14 protein-coding genes are annotated in these 18,265 nt (G+C 70.4%); 7 read left to right on the forward strand and 7 right to left on the reverse strand.

The genetic code is table 11. The annotated features are described in order from the left end of the window. The 3 genes from QR78_RS10445 to xth all read left to right on the forward strand — a co-directional run. Positions 1 to 1,311, forward strand: a 1,311-nt coding sequence (locus QR78_RS10445; protein WP_048427457.1) for a DNA translocase FtsK, incomplete at its 5' end; no start/stop codon positions are given. A gap of 154 nt (positions 1,312 to 1,465) precedes the next feature. After that, positions 1,466 to 2,422, forward strand: a complete 957-nt coding sequence (locus QR78_RS10450) for an outer-membrane lipoprotein carrier protein LolA (RefSeq protein WP_048427458.1) — start codon at positions 1,466 to 1,468, stop codon at positions 2,420 to 2,422. A gap of 20 nt (positions 2,423 to 2,442) precedes the next feature. Then, entirely contained in the window at positions 2,443 to 3,252 is an 810-nt protein-coding gene (gene xth / locus QR78_RS10455; protein ID WP_048427459.1) for an exodeoxyribonuclease III, read from the forward strand. Between the two features lie 101 nt (positions 3,253 to 3,353). Here xth and QR78_RS32610 read toward each other — a convergent pair whose 3' ends face one another. After that, a complete protein-coding gene (locus tag QR78_RS32610) occupies positions 3,354 to 4,151 on the reverse strand; it encodes an MBL fold metallo-hydrolase (RefSeq protein WP_048427460.1) in 798 nt (265 codons plus the stop codon). Between the two features lie 238 nt (positions 4,152 to 4,389). Further along, positions 4,390 to 4,938: a YciE/YciF ferroxidase family protein gene (locus QR78_RS10465; RefSeq protein WP_048427461.1), complete on the reverse strand. Its 549-nt coding sequence runs from the start codon at positions 4,936 to 4,938 to the stop codon at positions 4,390 to 4,392. Between the two features lie 315 nt (positions 4,939 to 5,253). Between QR78_RS10465 and rpsO the strand changes: the two genes are divergently transcribed. Both rpsO and pnp read left to right on the forward strand, forming a co-directional pair. After that, positions 5,254 to 5,523 carry a 30S ribosomal protein S15 gene (gene rpsO, locus QR78_RS10470; RefSeq protein ID WP_048427462.1) on the forward strand — a complete coding sequence of 90 codons (270 nt, stop codon included), beginning with the start codon at positions 5,254 to 5,256 and terminating at the stop codon, positions 5,521 to 5,523. A gap of 246 nt (positions 5,524 to 5,769) precedes the next feature. Continuing rightward, positions 5,770 to 7,938 (forward strand): polyribonucleotide nucleotidyltransferase, encoded by a 2,169-nt coding sequence (gene pnp, locus QR78_RS10475; protein WP_048427463.1) that lies wholly within the window; start codon positions 5,770 to 5,772, stop codon positions 7,936 to 7,938. A 109-nt stretch (positions 7,939 to 8,047) separates the two neighbouring features. Here pnp and QR78_RS10480 read toward each other — a convergent pair whose 3' ends face one another. From QR78_RS10480 to QR78_RS10495, 4 genes are all read right to left on the reverse strand, one after another. Further along, the gene (locus tag QR78_RS10480) at positions 8,048 to 8,557 is read right to left on the reverse strand and encodes an OsmC family protein (protein ID WP_048427464.1); all 510 of its coding nucleotides are present in this window, start codon (positions 8,555 to 8,557) and stop codon (positions 8,048 to 8,050) included. 216 nt (positions 8,558 to 8,773) lie between these two features. Then, positions 8,774 to 9,556: an ABC transporter ATP-binding protein gene (locus tag QR78_RS10485; protein ID WP_048427465.1), complete on the reverse strand. Its 783-nt coding sequence runs from the start codon at positions 9,554 to 9,556 to the stop codon at positions 8,774 to 8,776. 1 nt (position 9,557) lies between these two features. Next, positions 9,558 to 10,379 carry an ABC transporter permease gene (locus tag QR78_RS10490; RefSeq protein ID WP_048427466.1) on the reverse strand — a complete coding sequence of 274 codons (822 nt, stop codon included), beginning with the start codon at positions 10,377 to 10,379 and terminating at the stop codon, positions 9,558 to 9,560. Positions 10,380 to 10,384: 5 nt separating this feature from the next. After that, the gene (locus QR78_RS10495; RefSeq protein WP_048427467.1) at positions 10,385 to 11,356 is read right to left on the reverse strand and encodes an aliphatic sulfonate ABC transporter substrate-binding protein; all 972 of its coding nucleotides are present in this window, start codon (positions 11,354 to 11,356) and stop codon (positions 10,385 to 10,387) included. A 282-nt stretch (positions 11,357 to 11,638) separates the two neighbouring features. Here QR78_RS10495 and QR78_RS10500 point away from each other — a divergent pair, with 282 nt between their 5' ends. Together QR78_RS10500 and grpE are read left to right on the forward strand one after the other, a co-directional pair. Then, positions 11,639 to 14,437, forward strand: coding sequence for a [protein-PII] uridylyltransferase (locus tag QR78_RS10500; protein ID WP_425284183.1), 2,799 nt, complete (start codon positions 11,639 to 11,641; stop codon positions 14,435 to 14,437). 58 nt (positions 14,438 to 14,495) lie between these two features. Then, positions 14,496 to 15,089 (forward strand): nucleotide exchange factor GrpE, encoded by a 594-nt coding sequence (grpE, locus tag QR78_RS10505; protein WP_048427468.1) that lies wholly within the window; start codon positions 14,496 to 14,498, stop codon positions 15,087 to 15,089. A gap of 42 nt (positions 15,090 to 15,131) precedes the next feature. Here grpE and QR78_RS10510 read toward each other — a convergent pair whose 3' ends face one another. Continuing rightward, positions 15,132 to 18,263: an efflux RND transporter permease subunit gene (locus QR78_RS10510; RefSeq protein WP_048427469.1), complete on the reverse strand. Its 3,132-nt coding sequence runs from the start codon at positions 18,261 to 18,263 to the stop codon at positions 15,132 to 15,134. Positions 18,264 to 18,265: the final 2 nt, after the last annotated feature.

The following is an 18,265-nucleotide window of genomic DNA, read 5'->3' on the forward strand; positions in this document are numbered from 1 at the left end:
ATCGCCCGCTCGATGTCGGCGATCTCGGCCCGCGTCGCGGTGGTCCAGGGCCGCAACGCCATCGGCATCGAACTGCCGAACCTCAAGCGCGAGACGGTGTACCTGCGCGAGCTCCTGACCTCGCCGGTCTTCACCGAGACCAAGCAGAAGCTCGCGCTCTGCCTCGGCAAGAATATCGGCGGCGAGGCGATCATCGCCGACCTCGCCCGCATGCCCCACCTGCTCGTCGCCGGCACCACCGGCTCGGGCAAGTCGGTCGCCATCAACACCATGATCCTGTCGCTGCTCTACCGGCTGAAGCCGGAGGAGTGCCGCCTGATCATGGTCGATCCCAAGATGCTGGAACTCTCCGTCTACGACGGCATCCCGCACCTGCTCTCCCCCGTCGTCACCGATCCCAAGAAGGCGGTCATCGCCCTCAAATGGGCGGTGCGCGAGATGGAGGAGCGCTACAAGAAGATGGCGCGCCTGGGCGTTCGCAACATCGACGGCTTCAACGCCCGGGTGGCGGAGGCACGGGCGCGGGGCGAGGTGATCACCCGCACGGTCCAGACCGGCTTCGACCGCGAGACTGGCGAGGCGGTCTACGAGGACGAGGTCATGGACCTCTCCGCCCTGCCCTACATCGTGATCGTGGTCGACGAGATGGCCGACCTGATGATGGTGGCGGGCAAGGACATCGAGGGGGCGATCCAGCGCCTGGCCCAGATGGCGCGCGCCGCCGGCCTGCACCTGATCATGGCGACGCAGCGCCCGTCGGTGGACGTGATCACCGGGACGATCAAGGCGAACTTCCCGACCCGGATCTCCTTCCAGGTGACGAGCAAGATCGATTCGCGGACGATCCTCGGCGAGATGGGCGCCGAGCAGCTCCTGGGCCAGGGCGACATGCTGTTCATGGCGGGCGGCGGGCGCACGACGCGCGTGCACGGCCCGTTCTGCTCGGACGACGAGGTCGAGCAGGTGGTGGCGCACCTGAAGCGCCAGGGTCGGCCCTCCTACCTCGAGGCCGTCACGGCGGACGAGGAGGCCGAGGAGGCGACCGCCGCCGCGCAGGACGCCCCGGTCATGGACCAGGGCAGCTTCGGCGATCCGACCGCCGACCTCTACGACCAGGCGGTGGCGGTGGTGCTGCGGGACAAGAAGGCGTCCACGAGCTACATCCAGCGCCGTCTCCAGATCGGCTACAACCGGGCCGCCTCGCTGATGGAGCGGATGGAGCGCGAGGGCATCGTCGGCCCCGCCAACCATGCCGGCAAGCGCGAGATCCTGATCGAGCCCGCCCCGCAGCCCGGATCGGACGAGGCGTGAGCGGCCCCGCCGTCGCATATTCGCCACAGGGGGCGGCTCTATGGCGAGACCGTCCCCTCGTGGCACACCCGCTTCCCGGGTGGGCGGGGCACCGGCATTCCCGTGCCGGCCTGTCCCGATCCCTCCCCGTCCGCCCACACGGAGAACCCTGCCGATGACCGGCCGTCCCCGCTCCGGCCCGCTTCGCGCGGCGTCCCTCGGCGCCGCCCTCTCGGTCGCCGCCCTGCTGAGCGTGGCCCCCGCCGAGGCGCAGGTGTCGTCGTTCCTCGACGGCCTGTTCGGCCGCAAGGACCCGGCCGCCGAGGCGCCGCAGCCGGACGCCGGGCCGGGCCAGGTCCCGACGGCCGGCCCAGGAGGCGGTCAAGGAAGCGGTCAGGCTCCCGGCTCCTCCGCCAGGGCGCCGCTGCCGCCGCGCCGGCCGGCCTCGCTCGGCGGCGGCAAGGGGACCGCGCCCGAGCCCGTCGAGACCGCTGCGGTGCCGGCCGCCGCACCGGCGCAGGTTGCCGCCGTCACCCCGGCCACCGCCGTCGATCCCGGCAACCCGGCCGCGGTGATCGAGCGCGCCAACGCCTATTTCAATGGCGTCACGACCCTGACCGGCAACTTCATCCAGATCGGCGCCGACGGGCGCAAGATCGGCGGCAAGCTCACCCTCGCCAAGCCCGGCCGCCTGCGCTTCGACTACGACCAGCCCTCGACGCTCGAGGTGATCGCCGACGGCACCTCGGTGGCGGTGCGCGACCGCAAGCTCGCGACCCAGGACCTCTACTTCATCTCGCAGACGCCGCTGAAATTCCTGCTGCGGGACAAGATCGACCTCGCCCGCGACCTCACCGTCACCGACGTGGCGGCCGAGCCGGGCGGCATCCGCATCGTGCTCGACGACCGCTCGACGCTGGGGGGCACCTCCCGCATCGCGCTCTACTTCGACGACGCGATGAAGACCCTGAGCCAGTGGCGGATCACCGACCCGCAGGGCTACCAGACCACCGTGCTGCTCTCCAACCTTCAGCGCGGCCGCGCCGTCGACGGCATGCTGTTCGTCATCAATTACGGCCGTGCGGTCGACAAGGAGCTGGAAGCCAAGATGCAGCAGGCCCGCCCCAACTGATTTTTCGCGAGACCCGACCGTTGCGCCTCACCGTCAGCACCTGGAACATCAACTCCGTCCGCCTGCGCATCGACCTCGTGCGCCGCTTCCTCGACGAGGCGAAGCCCGACGTGCTCTGCCTCCAGGAGACCAAGTGCCCGGACGACCGCTTCCCGCTCAAGGACCTGCAGGGCTTCGGCTACCCGCACATCGTCTTCGCCGGGCAAAAAGGGTATAACGGCGTCGCGATCCTCTCGCGCCTGCCGCTCGTCACCCGCGAGGTGATGAGCTTCTGCGAGCGCCAGGACGCGCGCCACATCTCGGCGGTGCTCGGCCCCGAGGCCGGTCCTGCCGCCGGCATCGCGATCCACGATTTCTACGTCCCGGCCGGCGGCGACGTGCCGGACGTCAAGCTCAACGACAAGTTCGCCCACAAGCTCTCCTTCATGGACGAGCTGCGCGCCTGGGGCGGCCGCCGCCCCGCCGGTCCGGCGATCCTCGTCGGCGACCTCAACGTGGCGCCGCTCGAGCACGACGTCTGGTCCCACAAGCAGCTCCTCGACGTGGTGAGCCATACCCCGATCGAGACCGAGCGCCTGGAATCCCTGCGCGGCGAAGCCGGCTGGATCGACACGATGCGCCACCTGCGCCCGCCGCCGGAGAAGATCTATACCTGGTGGAGCTACCGCTCCCCCGACTGGGCCGCCGCCGACAAGGGGCGGCGCCTCGACCATATCTGGGTCACGCCGGATCTCGCCGAGACGGTGAAGTCGGTGACGGTGGCGCGGCACACCCGGGCCTGGGAGAAGCCGTCGGACCATGTGCCGGTGACGGTGGAGCTGGAGCTGTAGGGCGAAGCCCTGTCGGCAGGCTCTGACGGCCGGTGCTGCCGAACCGGTGACCACTTCGGTGCCAGCCGCTTGTGCGGCCGGCGAGATGACGCTCGGCGTAGCTACCCGGCCTCCTCGAACCTATAGCCGTCGCCTATGCGCTCGACCTGTCCCATGCCCGGACGTCCGAGATGGGCGCCCGCTAGCCATGTTCCCGTGGCCGCAGCGTCTGCGAGGACGCGCAGGCGGGTCATGCGGGCCGTCGCCTGATCGTCGTCGTAGGCCCAGGTCAACGTGGGATGGGCGAACTGCCTGGCGGGGACGTGGACGATGTCGCCGCAGATCAGGATTGTATCCTCGCCCGTGTCCAGACGGTAGCCGGTATGCCCGGGCGCATGGCCCGGGAGGGCAACCGCAGTAACACCCGGTATCACGTCATCGCCGTGGTTGATCGGCGTCAGCAATGTGCGGAAGCGGGAAAGACTTGCATCCGCGTTGAAGGTCGCTGTGGCAGCCTCGGGAATGAGGATGCGGTTGAGGTTCGGGAATGTCTCGTTCCCGTCGCGACTGACGAGACCGTTGATGTGGTCGTTATGTGCGTGGGTAAGCAACAGCGTGCGGATCGATGCGGGGCTGAGGCCGGCCTCCTCGAATGCGCGTCCGAGGTAGCCCATGGTATCGTCCCAGCTGCCACCGGCACCGCAATCGATCAGTGCGGGATCTTGGCTCGCCAGTTGAATCAAGAAACAATTGACGGAGAGACGCACTGTCTCATCGGCTAACCGCGAGTCCTGCGGCTTGTCGTCTGGATCCCTGAGCGATGATGCCGGAAGATCGACGTGTCCGTCGGACAATGACCATATCGTCCACGGGCCGGATGTGCAGCCGAAAGCGTTCTGGGTGCGCGCTGCGATCCTCATGTGATCCGCCTCCCTTAAACGTCTGCATCCCCTTAGGGCATGTGGGGAGATAGGGCGGAATCCGGATGGCTCCAAGCGGCGGCGTCTTGCGTGCGCGCGGCGGTTCTTGTTCCGCGAGCGGTCGCGTCGTGCTGGAACGACGAAGGTGGCGGCGGTGCCTCCACGGCCGATCTGCTCCTGCAGGTCGGCCGTGCGTCTCATGCGGTGGCGGCAGGAATCGTGACTCTCGCCGGCCCTTTTAACGATCCGCCTTCTCGCCCCTCGCCTCCCGGGCGACGAACCCCTTCGTCACCGGGACGATCTGGGCAAACACCGCCTCGGCCATCCGCTCCTCCTCCTTCAAGGACAGGCGCAGGATCTCGATATCCCGCGTGTGTCCCGCTTCCTCGGCGAGCGCGATCAGCGATGTGTAGGCGGCGATCTCGTAGGTCTCGACCGAGTAGTCGGTGTAGAGGTTCTTGAGCACCTCGTCGCCGGTCACGCTGTGGACCAAAGCCGCGACGTTGCCGACCGTCTGGGTCACCACGTCCTTCAAGAGCGAGCGGTCCTCGCCGTGGCCGTGCAGTAGGTCGGCGAGGCGGGTGACCTGCTGGTCGGTCTCGCTCTTGTGCAGCCGCAGGGCCTGGGTCAGGTCGGGGTAGGTCTCGTAGCGCTCGATCTGGCGCTGGATCATCTGCGCCGCCTGCTTCTCCAGGGCGTGGGTGTTGCGCAGGGCCGTGACGTAGATCGCCTGCACGGTCTCGTCGCTCTTGGCGTCATTCTTGGCCGCGGTCGCGGTCGGGGTCATCGCGCATCCTCTCGTGGGGTGGAGAATGGCGGACAAACTGCTCGGGGGTATTCTGGGTTCGAGCTCGGCCGTGATGCGCCCTCGGATGAGGGCGTGACGAAACCGCACGTGGGCGCGAGCCGCCCGCGGATCCCGGGGGAGTGGCAAGGGCGCTCGGATCGTGTATAGGCTGCGCCACCCTCGCCCGCACACGGCGAGGTTTTTCGCCTTGGCAGACCGCGCTGGACGACATCCCGGCCCGGCCGAGCCCCGTGCGAAAAAGCGGTCCTTCGAGACCGCGCCTCCGCGAAACCGTACCACCTGAAAGGACACGCGATGTCGATCACGGCGGAGCGCAAGACCGCGCTCATCAAGGAACACGCCCGCGGCGGGACCGATACCGGCTCGCCGGAAGTGCAGGTCGCGATCCTCACCGAGCGGATCCAGAACCTCACCGGGCACTTCAAGACCCACACCAAGGACAACCACTCGCGCCGCGGCCTGCTCAAGCTGGTCTCGCAGCGCCGGTCGCTCCTCGACTACCTGAAGCGCAAGGACGAGGCCCGCTACCGCGCCCTCATCGAGCGCCTCGGCATCCGCCGTTAAGGTGGATTTCACGCGGTTCGGGCACCGGTCCGGGCCGCGTTTTTGCGAGGAAGCCGAACTTCTCCATTGAAGGGGCTTCCTCGTCCCGGGTGGGCCGGAATGGGTCCGGCCGCCCCACTCTCCGGGACCCGCGCGCCAAGATGCGGGCCGCGACCGCCAGGGCAGGATCGCCGGTGGCTCATCGGATGAGCCCCTCGCCGTCTTGCGCTGGCGCCGCCCTCCCGGACCGCAGGAAGGCATGACAAGATGTTCGACGTTCAACGCGAAGAGCTGCTGTGGGGCGGGCGCAAGCTCGTGCTCGAGACCGGCAAGGTCGCCCGCCAGGCCGACGGCGCCGTGGTCGCCACCTACGGCGAGACCTCGGTGCTCGCCACCGTGGTGTCGATGAAAGAGCCGAAGCCCGGCATCGATTTCCTGCCGCTCACGGTGAACTACCAGGAGCGCACCTACGCCGCCGGCCGCATCCCGGGCGGCTACTTCAAGCGCGAGGGCCGTCCCTCCGAGAAGGAGACCCTGGTCTCCCGCCTGATCGACCGGCCGATCCGCCCCCTCTTCGTCGAGGGCTGGCGCAACGACACCCAGGTCGTCGTCACGGTGCTCTCGCACGACCTCGAGACCGATCCCGACATCCTCGCCATGGTGGCGGCCTCCGCGGCGCTGACCCTCTCGGGCGTGCCGTTCATGGGCCCGATCGCCGCCGCCCGCGTCGGCTATGTCGGCGGCCAGTACAAGCTCAACCCGCCCATCCAGGAGATGGAGGGCTCGACCCTCGACCTCGTCGTCGCCGGCACTCAGGACGCCGTGCTGATGGTCGAGTCCGAGGCGAAGGAGCTGCCCGAGGACGTGATGCTCGGGGCCGTGATGTTCGGCCACAAGCACTTCCAGCCGGTCATCGAGGCGATCATCCGGCTCGCCGAGAAGGCCGCCAAGGAGCCGCGCAACTTCCAGCCCGCGGACAATTCCGAGGTCGAGAAGGCCGTGCTCGAGGTCGGCGAGGCCGACCTGCGCGAGGCCTACAAGAACACCGTCAAGCAGGAGCGCTACGCCGCCGTCGACGCCGTCAAGGCGAAGGTGATGGCCGCGCTTGCTCCCGCCGAGGGCGAGGCCCGCTTCGAGGCCGAGAAGATCAAGGCCGCCTTCAAGGAGGCCCAGTCGAAGGTGGTCCGCTGGAACATCCTCGACACGGGGTCCCGCATCGACGGCCGCGACGTGAAGACCGTGCGTCCGATCGTGTCCGAGGTCGGCGTGCTGCCCCGCACCCACGGCTCGGCCCTGTTCACCCGCGGCGAGACCCAGGCGCTGGTCGTGGCGACGCTGGGCACCGGCGACGACGAGCAGTTCATCGACGCGCTCTCGGGCACCTACAAGGAGACGTTCCTCCTTCACTACAACTTCCCGCCCTATTCGGTGGGCGAGACCGGCCGCATGGGTTCGCCCGGCCGCCGCGAGATCGGCCACGGCAAGCTCGCCTGGCGCGCCGTGCACCCGGTCCTGCCGGCCGCCCACGAGTTCCCCTACACGATCCGCGTCGTGTCGGAGATCACCGAGTCGAACGGCTCGTCCTCGATGGCCTCGGTCTGCGGCGCCTCGCTGTCGCTGATGGATGCGGGCGTGCCCCTGCGCCGTCCGGTGGCCGGCATCGCCATGGGCCTCATCCTCGAGGGTGAGCGCTACGCGGTCCTGTCCGACATCCTCGGCGACGAGGATCACCTCGGCGACATGGATTTCAAGGTGGCCGGCACGGAGGAGGGCATCACCTCGCTCCAGATGGACATCAAGATCGCCGGCATCACCGAGGAGATCATGCGGGTGGCCCTGGCCCAGGCCAAGGACGGCCGCGCGACCATCCTCGCCGAGATGGCGAAGGCCCTCACCGCCGCCCGTCCCGAGCTCGGCGAGCACGCGCCGCGCATCGAGACGATGCAGATCCCGACCGACAAGATCCGGGAAGTGATCGGCACCGGCGGCAAGGTGATCCGCGAGATCGTGGAAAAAACCGGCGCCAAGATCGACATCCAGGATACCGGCATCATCAAGATCGCCTCGGCCGACGGCAAGGCGATCAAGGCGGCCTACAACTGGATCCGGTCGATCGTGGCGGAAGCCGAGGTCGGCATGATCTACGAGGGCACCGTCGTGAAGACGATGGAGTTCGGCGCCTTCGTCAACTTCTTCGGCGCCAAGGACGGTCTCGTCCACATCTCCGAGCTCGCCGCCCAGCGCGTCGCCAAGGTCACCGACGTGGTGAAGGAGGGCGACAAGGTGAAGGTGAAGTTCCTCGGTCAGGACGACCGCGGCAAGATCCGCCTGTCGATGAAGGTCGTCGACCAGGAGACCGGCGAGGACCTGACCGAGAAGCTGAAGGCCCAGCGCGACGCCGACCGCTCGCGCGAGCGTCAGCCGCGCGGCGAGTGATCGCCTGACGACCGGCGGGGCCCCGACGGGTCCCGCCCCTCTCTCGAGAAAGCGCGGTCCCTCGGGGCCGCGCTTTTTTCGTTGTGCGCCTGTCCGGAGGCGCGCCGCCTCAGCCCCGCGTCATCACCACGTCGAGCTGCGGCTTCTGGTTGATGGTCTGGAACACCACGCAGTAGCGCTCGGTGAGCTTCAGGAGCTGATCGAGCTTCTCCTGGGATGCGTCCGCGTCGACCTCGAAGGTCAGGCGGATCGCCCGGAATCCCACGGGGGCGCCCTTGTCGACGCCCAGCGTACCGCGGAAGTCGAGGTCGCCCTCGGCCTTGACCAGCCCCTTGCGCAGGGGGATCTCCAAGGCGGTCGCCACCGCCTTCAGAGTCACGCCCGCGCAGGCGACCAGGGCCTCGAGCAGCATGTCGCCGGAGCACAGCTCGGCGCCCGAGCCGCCGCTCGCCGGGTGGAGGCCGGCCACCGCCAGCGCCCGGCCGGTCTCGACCTTGCAGGCGATGCCGCCATCGTCGAGGGAGCCTTGCGCCTTCAGGGTGATCACGGCCGCATCCGGATCGCTGCGGTAGCGGTCCTTGATCGGGGCCTGGAGCGAGCGCAGTTCGGTGGCGTCCATGGCGTGTCGTCCTCCCGGAATTATGGGCGAACGGCTTAGCATCCCGTGCCGGCCGCTCGCCAGGGTGCCGGGCCCACGACCAAAGGCTCACGCCTCAGCAGACTTGCGTCGGCAGGCCGACGCTTCGCACGCTTGGGTTCTTGTTTCGTCGCGGATTTTCGGCGCCGAACCGGTCACCACTTCGGCGAAATCTGCCCAGGGCTCACGACCCGAAACCTACCACCAGAGCGCGGAGGCGTCGGGCTTGGCCCGGTCGGCCGCGCCTTCCGGACGTAGCGAGCGGTCGAGGCTCGCCAGGATGGTGCGGGCGGCGGCCTCGCTGCCGGGCGAGGTGGGCTGGCGCGGGCGGCTCAAGGGGAGCGGGATCATGTCGTCGATCCGGCCGGGCTTGGGGCGCAGAACCACGGCCCGGTCGGCCAGCGCCACCGCCTCGGCGACGTCGTGGGTGACGAGGAGCACGGTCGGCCGGCTCTCCTCCCACAGGGCCAGCAGGTGGCGGTGGAGACCGGCCCGGGTCAGGGCGTCGAGGGCCGAGAACGGCTCGTCGAGGAGCAGCACCTTCGGGGCGGCGACGAAGGCACGGGCGATCGCGACCCGCTGCTGCTGGCCGCCGGAGAGGTCGCGGGGCCAGCGTCCGGCATGCTCGGCGAGGCCGACGCGCTCCAGGGCATGGACGACACGGGTCCGCCGCTCCGCCTTGCCTAAGTCGGCGAGGCCGAACCCGACATTGTCGGCGACGCTGAGCCAGGGCAGCAGCCGCGGCTCCTGAAAGACGAGGCCGACGCCCGGATGCGGCGCCGCGATCGCCTCGCCGTCGAGCTGGATCGCCCCGGCGCTCGCCCGGTCGAGCCCGGCGATCAGGCGCAGCAAGGTGGTCTTGCCGCAGCCCGAGCCGCCGATCAGCGCCACGATCTCGCCGGCCCGCACGGTGAGCGAGATGTCGGCGAGCGCCCGGGTGCCGTCGGCATAGGTCTTCGACAGGCGGTCGAGAGTCAGCATCTCACAGCGACTCCCGGGCGGTGTCCTGCCAGCGGGCGAGCGGCTGCGTCAGCCCGACCAGCACCGCGTCGCACAGCTTGCCGAGGGCCGCGAAGGCCAGGATCGCCGCGACGATCTGGTCCGGCTTGCCGAGCTGCTGGCCATCGAGGAGGAGGTAGCCGAGGCCCTCCGAGGCGCCCAGCAGCTCGGCCGCCGCGACGAACATGAAGCCGAGGCCGAGCCCCGTGCGCAGGGCCACCAGGGTCGCGGGCAGCACCGCCGGCAGCAGGATGCGGCGGGCGAGCGCGACGCGCGACAGCCGGAAGACCCGGCCGACCTCGACGAGCTTGCGGTCGACGCCTGCGATGGCGCCCGCCACCCCGAGATAGACCGGGAAGAACACGCCGACGGCGATCAGCGTGATCTTCGAGGCCTCGAAGATGCCGAACCACAGGATGAACAGCGGCACCCAGGCGATCGAGGGGATCGCCCGGAGCGCCTGGAGGCTCGGATCGATCAGCCGGCGCACCGGCGGCAGGGTGCCGGTGAGGGCGCCGACCAGGATGCCGGCGAGCGCCCCGAAGCCGAACCCGGCCGCGACCCGGCTCAGGCTGGCCAGCACATGGGTCCAGAGTTCGCCGCTCTCGGCGAGGCCCCACAGGGTGGCGAGGACCCGGCTCGGCGGCGGGACCAGCCGCCCCTGCGCCAGGCCCGCCCGCACCGCGATTTCCCAGCCGAGGGCCAGCCCCAGCGGCAGGACGAACCCGGCGAGCGCCCTGCCCCCGGGCAGGCGCGGCAAGCGCCGCGCGGCGGGAGCGGCCGCAAGGGGCAACGGGCTCGCCATCGCCGTTACGGAGCCGCCGGCCCGAAGCGCGGGTCGATCAGCGCCTGGACCGCGGCACCGACATCGGTGGCGGCGGGGATCACCCCGGCATCGAGGAGCGCGGTGCCGGCCTCCAGGATCGTCTCGGCCTGGAGCTTGCCGATCGCCGGCTGCGACAGGTCGGTCCGCTCGAGCTGGCGCGCCACCACCGGCTCGGGCAGCTTCGTCGCCGCCGCGAGGATGCGCTTGAGCTCCTGCGGGTCCGAGAGGGCGAGCTTGCGCGCCTCCTCGTAGGCGCCCAGCACCGTGCGGGTCAGGTCCGGGTTCTGCTTGGCGAAATCCTCGCGGACGTTGAGCACGCCCCAGGTGTTGGCCGCCGCGTCGCGGTGGAAGAGCACGTCGCCGTTCTCGATCTCGGCTGCCGCCATGATCGGGTCGAGGCCGGCCCAGGCATCGACGTCGCCGCGGTCGAGCGCGGTGCGACCGTCCGGGTGCTGGAGCAGCACCAGCTTCACGTCGCGCTCGGTCAGGCCGGCGCCGCGCAGGGCCCGGATCAGGAAGATGTGCGGGTCGGTGCCGCGGGTGACGGCGACGCGGCGGCCCTTCAGGTCCTTGACCGCCGCGATGCCGGTGTTCGGCCGGGTCACCAGCGCGGTCCATTCCGGCCGCGAGAAGGCGTAGACCGCCTTGATCGGGTTGCCGTTGATCCGGGCCAGCAGGGCGGCGGCGCCGGCGGTCGAGCCGAAATCGATCGAGCCGGCATTGAGGAATTCGAGCGCCTTGTTGGAGCCGAGGGACTGGACCCAGCGCACCGTGATCCCCTGCGGCACCAGGGCCTTCTCCAGCAGGCCCTTGTCCTTCAGGACGAGGCTGACGGGATTGTAGGTCGCCCAGTCGAGGCGCACCTCCTTGGCGGCCTGCGCGTGGGCCGGCCCGCCGGCGGCGAGGCAGAGGCTTCCGAGTGCGGCCCCGATCAACGCGCGGCGGTGGATGCGCATCCGTCTCTCCCCTGGCTGGCGGCGCCTTCCTCGGCGGCCGGCCGGGAAGCTAGGGCGCGGCGTTCGGAGTGTCAAACGATCCGGCCGGTGAAGCGGATTAGCCTTTCGCAGCGAACGAGAGGCCGCACCCTGCGGAAGGGTTGGCTTTCGGCGGGCCGGGATGCCAAACAGGCGGGGACGCGACGGGATCCGGCCGCGCTCCTCTCCCCTTGCCCGAACCCGGCTGCCATGCCCGACACCGCCGTCATCGACCCGTCCGACACCGAGGCCGCCCTGCGGGCGATGCTGGCCGGCATCGATCAGTCGCTCAGCGAGCCGACCCGCCTGCGCGAGCGGCTGGTACCGGAACTGCGCCGCATCATCGAGGCCGGCCGGGCCGAGGCCGAGCGGCGGCTGCTCGCCGACCGCGACGGGCATGCCTGCGCCGGGCTGATCTGCGCCCAGATGGATGCGGTGATCCGCGCGATCTACGACGCGGTGGTGAAGCGCCTCTACCGGTCCGACAACCCGACCGCCGCCGAGCAGATCGCCGTGGTGGCGACCGGCGGCTACGGCCGCGGCCTGCTGGCGCCGGGCTCCGACATCGATCTCCTGTTCCTGCTGCCCTACAAGCAGACCGCCTGGAGCGAGAGCGTCGTCGAGGCGATGCTCTACGTGCTGTGGGACCTCAAGCTGAAGGTCGGCCACGCCACCCGCTCCGTCGCCGATTGCCTGCGCGAGGGCCGGGGCGACATGACGATCCGCACCGCCTTGCTCGAATCCCGCTTCCTGTTCGGCGACCGTGCCCTGTTCGAGGAGCTGGAGACCCGCTTCGACCGCGAGGTGGTGCAGGGGACGGCGGCCGAGTTCGTCGAGGCCAAGCTCAAGGAGCGCGACGCCCGCGTCCAGAAGAGCGGCGCCTCGCGCTATCTCGTCGAGCCCAACGTCAAGGACGGCAAGGGCGGGCTTCGCGACCTCAACACCCTGTTCTGGATCGCCAAGTACACCTTCCGGGTGAAGCGGGCCGAGGACCTGGTCGAGGCCGGCCTGTTCACGGCCGAGGAGTTCCGGCTGTTCGAGCGCTGCGACGAGTTCCTGTGGCGGGTGCGCTGCCACATGCATTTCGTCACCGGGCGCTCCGAGGAGCGGCTGGGCTTCGGGCTGCAGCCGCGCATCGCCGAGCGGCTGGGCTACGGCGCCCGCGGCGGCCTCGCCGCGGTCGAGCGGTTCATGAAGGCGTACTTCCTGATCGCCAAGGATGTCGGCGACCTCACCGCCATCGTCTGCGCCGAGATGGAGGCCCGCCACGCCAAGCGCCCGCCGGTGCTCGACCGCTGGCTGCGCCGCTTCAAGCAGCATTTCCGCGCCCCCGATCTGGAGGCGGACGATTTCCGCATCCATACCGGACGCCTGGACGTCCGAGACGACGCCGCCTTCGAGCGCGATCCGGTCAACCTGATCCGGTTGTTCTGGCTCTCCGACCGGCACGACCTCGCGATCCATCCCGATGCGAGCCGGCTCGCCACCCGCTCGCTCGCGCTCCTCGGCCCGATGGTGCGGGTCGATCCGGAAGCCAACCGCCTCTTCCTCGAACTGCTGACCTCGCAGAACGCCCCCGAGACGGTCTTGCGGCACATGAACGAGACCGGGGTGCTCGGGCGCTTCGTGCCGGATTTCGGCCGCATCGTCGCGATGATGCAGTTCAACATGTACCACCACTTCACGGTGGACGAGCACCTGATCCGCTCGCTCGGCGTGCTGGCCAAGATCGAGGCCGGAGAGCTGGAGGACGAGCATCCGCTTGCCCACCGCATCGTCGGCACGATCCAGAACCGCCGGGCCCTCTACGTGGCGATGTTCCTGCACGACATCGCCAAGGGCCGGAAGGACGACCACTCGATCGCCGGCGCGGCGGTGGCCCGCAAGCTCGGGCCGCGCCTCGGGCTCGACGCCGCCGAGACCAGCACCGTCGCCTGGCTCGTCGAGCACCACCTCCTGATGTCGATGACGGCCCAGAGCCGCGACCTCTCCGACCCCAAGACCATCGAGACCTTCGCCAGCGTGGTGCAGAGCCTGGAGCGGCTGAAGCTGCTGCTGGTCATCACCATTGCGGACATCAAGGCCGTCGGCCCCGGTACCTGGACCGCCTGGAAGGCGACGCTGCTTCGCACGCTCTACTACGAGACCGAGATGGTGCTCTCGGGCGGGCGTTCGGAGATCCCGCGCACCGACCGGGTGCGGCTGATCCAGATGCGCCTGCGCGAGCAACTGACGGACTGGACGGCGGAGGATTTCGATACCTACGCCGCCCGGCACTACCCGCATTACTGGCTCAAGGTCGATGCCGGGCGCCAGCTCAAGAACGCCCGCTTCATCCGCGCCGCGGCCGAGGCCGGCAACACGGTCGCCACCGCCTTCGAGACCGACCAGTCCCGGGGCGTGACCGAGCTCTGCGTCTACTCCCCCGATCATCCGCGGCTGCTCGCCATCCTCACCGGCGCCTGCGCGGCGTCCGGCGGCAACATCGTCGACGCCCAGATCTTCACCACCGCCGATGGCTTCGTCCTCGACACCATCACCCTGTCGCGGGCCTTCGAGCGCGACGAGGACGAGATGCGCCGGGCCGGCCGCATCGCCACGGCGATCGAGCGGGCGCTCAAAGGCGAGATCCGCATCGCCGACCTCGTCGCCGACAAGCACCCGGCGAAGGACCGGCCGCGGACCTTCCAGGTCGCCCCCGACCTGTCGATCGACAACGCGCTCTCGGCCCGGGAGACCGTCCTGGAAATCTCCGGCCTCGACCGGCCGGGCCTCCTGTTCGATCTCACCTCGGCGCTCGGCCGGCTCAACCTCAACATCACCTCGGCCCATGTCGCAACCTTCGGCGAGCGGGCGGTCGACGTCTTCTACGTCACCGACCTCACCGGCACGAAGGTGACCCAGCCCGACCGGCAGGCCACGATCCGCCGGGCCGTGATGGCGGTGTTCGAGGCCGACCTGCCCCGCGGCGACCGGGGCCGCCGCGGCGGCGCCAAGGGGACACATCAGTCCGCCCTCAAGGACGAGCCGGGCCAGGTGCCGCCCGGCACCGGCGAAGCTTGATTTCGCCCGCCGTCCACCTGATATCGGGCGCACCCCAGATCCCTTTCTCGGAATGACAATGACGCCGAACGACACGGAGAACGCCGCGCGGGCTTACGAGCCCGCGGCTGCCGAGGGCGCTCCCGCCTCCGCGCCGGAGGCCGCGACCGCCGACTCGATCGCCACCCTCGAGGCCGAGAAGCTCGACCTCAAGGACAAGCTCCTGCGCACGCTGGCCGACATGGAGAACCTGCGCCGGCGCACCGAGCGCGAGGTGGCCGACGCCCGCACCTACGCGGTGACGAATTTCGCCCGCGACATGCTCAACGCCGCCGACAACATCCGCCGCGCCCTCGAGAGCGTGCCGGCCGAGGCCCGCGAGACCGCCGAGGGGGCCCTCAAGGCTCTGGTCGACGGGATCGAGCTGACCGAGCGCGACCTGCTCAAGACCCTGGAGCGCCACGGCGTGAAGCGGGTCGATCCGCAGGGCCAGCGCTTCGACCCCAACCTGCACCAGGCGATGTTCGAGGTGCCGAACCCCGACGTCACCTCCGGCACCGTCGTGCAGGTGGTGCAGTCGGGCTACGTCATCGGCGAGCGCGTGTTGCGCCCGGCCCTCGTCGGCGTCGCCAAGGGCGGCCCGAAGGCCGAGGCGAAGCCTGCCGAGGCGTAGGCCGCGGTCGATCGCTGCGGGGCGCCGAACCGGCGCTCCGCGTCACACGTCCAGCACCGCCCGCTTCCTCGCCTCCGTCCCGCCCGTTCCATCCGGCGGCCTGCCGAAGGGCAGGCGCAGCCGGGCGATGCGGGGATAGATCGTGGGCAGCACCACCAGGGTGAGGAGCGTCGCGGTGACGAGGCCGCCGATCACCACCGTGGCGAGCGGGCGCTGCACCTCGGCGCCGGCGCTGGTCGAGAGCGCCATCGGCAGGAAGCCGAGGGCCGCCACCAGGGCGGTGGTCATCACCGGGCGCAGGCGCATCTCGGCGGCCCGGGTCGCGGCCTCCTCCGGGTCGAGGCCGCTGCGCTCGAGATCGCGGATGTAGCTCGTCAGCACGACGCCGTTCAGCACCGCGATGCCGAAGGTCGCGATGAAGCCGATCGCCGCCGAGACCGAGAACGGCAGCCCGCGCAGATACAAGGCCAGGATTCCTCCGGTCGCCGCCACCGGCACGTTGAGGAAGATCAGCCCGGCGAGGCGGATGTCGCCGAACATCACCACGAGCAGCACCAGGATCGCCGCCATCGCGGCCGGCACCACCACGACGAGCCGCGCGGTCGTCTCCTGGAGGTTCTGGTACTGGCCGCTCCATTGCAGGGCGTAGCGCGGCGGCAGCGGCACCTGGGCGGCGACCGCCGCTTGCGCCTCCGTGACGAAGCTCTGGACGTCGCGCCCGCGGACGTTGGCCTGGACCGAGATGCGCCGCTGCAGCCGCTCGCGGCTGATCTGGGCCGGGCCGGTCTTCACGCTCACCGAGGCCACGAGGGAGAGCGGCACCTGGGCCCGGCCGTCGCGCCCCACCGGCAGGGCGCGGATGCGCTCGAGGTCGGCCCGGTCGTCGGGGCTGAGGCGCACCACGATGTCGGTGATGGCGTTGTCGTCCCGGTAGACGCTGCCGGCCGTGCGCCCGCCGATCGCCTCGACGACGTCGAGCACGTCGCTCACCGCGACCCCGTAGCGGGCCGCCGCCGCCCGGTCGACCTGGATCGAGAGGGCCGGCATCCCGGCCTGGGCCTCGGCCTTGACGTCGGCCGCCCCCGGCACCGCCGAGACCGCGCGCACGATCGCGTCGGCCTTGTCCTTCAGGACCGCGAGGTCGTCGCCGTAGAGGCTGATCGCCACGTCGCCGCGCACGCCCTCGATCAGGTCGTCCATCCGCATCTGGATCGGCTGCGAGAAGGCGTAGGCCACGCCCGGCACCTCCTCGCGCAGGCGCTTGTCGAAGGCGGCGACGAGGCCGTCCTGGCTCGCCGCGGTGGTCCAGGTCGCGGGATCGGTCAGCGTGACGAAGCTGTCGGTCGATTCGACGCCCATCGGGTCGGTCGGGATCTCGGCGCTGCCGGTGAGCGAGACCACCCGCTTCACCTCCGGGAAGGACTTCAGTACCGTCTCGATCCGCTGGACCGCCTTCAGCGAGGCGTCGAGGTTGATGCCCGGCAGCTTCTCGGAGGTCAGCACGATCGAGCCCTCGGAGAGCTTGGGCAGGAACTCGCCGCCGAGCCGCGTCGCGAGCCAGCAGCTGCCGCCGAACAATGCCAGGGTGAGGAGCACCGTCGCCCCGGCCCGGCGCTCGGCCAGCCGCAGCACCGGCGTGTAGAGCGCCCGCATGCCGTGGACGAGGCGGGTCTCGCGCTCGCCGATGCCCGGGCCCGCCAGCATCAGGGCGGCGAGCGCCGGCATCAGCGTGAGCGTCAGGACGAGCGAGCCGGCGAGCGCCAGGATCACCGTCAGCGCCATCGGCCGGAACATCTTGCCCGCCACCCCTTCGAGGGCGAGCACCGGCAGGTAGACCAGGATGATGATCGCCACCGCGAACAGGATGGGTTTGGCCACCTCCGCGGCGGCGTCGCGGATCACCGCGAAGGCCGGACGGTCGGGATGCTCGCCGCGGGCGCGCAGCACGTTCTCGACCATCACCACGGCGCCGTCGACGATGAGGCCGAAATCGATGGCGCCGAGGCTCATCAGGTTGCCCGACAGGCCGAGCACCCGCATGCCCGCAAACGCCATCAGCATCGAGAGCGGGATCGCGGCGGCGACGACCAGGCCGGCCCGGAGGTTGCCGAGCAGCAGGAGCAGGACGACGACGACCAGCACCGCGCCCTCGACGAGGTTGTGCGCCACGGTGTGGATCGTGCGCTCGACCAGCGTCGAGCGGTCGTAATACGGCACGATGGCGACGCCGGGCGGCAATTGCCCGCGCAGCTCTTCGATCGTCGCCTTCACCCGCGCCACCACGGCGCTGGCATTCTCGCCCTGCTGCATCATCGCGATGCCGACCACCGTCTCGCCGGCGGCGTCGTGGCTCACCGCGCCGAGGCGAACCTTGGGCGCCTCCACCACCTGGCCCAGGGTCGCGACCGTGACCGGCACGCCGCCGGGCCGGGTCGCCACCACGATGCCGGCGATGTCCTCCGGACCCTTGGCGAGGCCGAGGCCCCGGATCACCTCCTGCTGGTCGTTGTGCTCCAGATAGGCGCCGCCCCGGGCCATGTTGTTCTCGGCGAGCGCGGCGTAGACCTGGGACAGGGTGACGCCGTAGCGGCGCAGGTTCTCGGCCGAGACCCGGACCTCGTAGGTCGGCAGCTGGCCGCCATAGATGTTCACGTCGGCGATGCCGGGGGTCAGCTTCAGGCGCGGCGCGATGGTCCATTGCAGCAGGCGCTTGAGCTCCATCGGCGAGTAGGCCGGCCCGCGCAATTCGAACTGGTAGATCTCGCCGAGCCCCGTCGCCATCGGGCCCATCTGCGGCTCGCCGACGCCCGCCGGCATCATCGCACGCGCCTGGGGCAGGCGCTGGAAGACCTGGGCGCGGGCCTCCGTGAGCGGCACCCCGTCCTCGAAGGTGACGTAGACCGCCGAGACGCCGTAGCGCGAGGTCGAGCGCAGGCCGGTGAGCCCGGGCGCGCCCGCCATGGCGCTCTCGACCGGAAAGCTCACCAGCCGCTCGACCTCGAGCGGCCCGAGGCCGGGCGAGAGGGTGAGCACCATCACCTGCTTGGGCGAGATGTCGGGCACCGCGTCGATCGACAGCCCGCGCAGGTTGGCAAGGCCCCCGGCGGCGCCGGCGAGCGCGATCATCAGCACCAGCCAGCGGCGGCGCACGAGGAGGGCGAACCAGGTCTTCATCG

This window comes from Methylobacterium indicum, assembly GCF_001043895.1.
Taxonomy (GTDB): Bacteria; Pseudomonadota; Alphaproteobacteria; order Rhizobiales; family Beijerinckiaceae; genus Methylobacterium; species Methylobacterium indicum.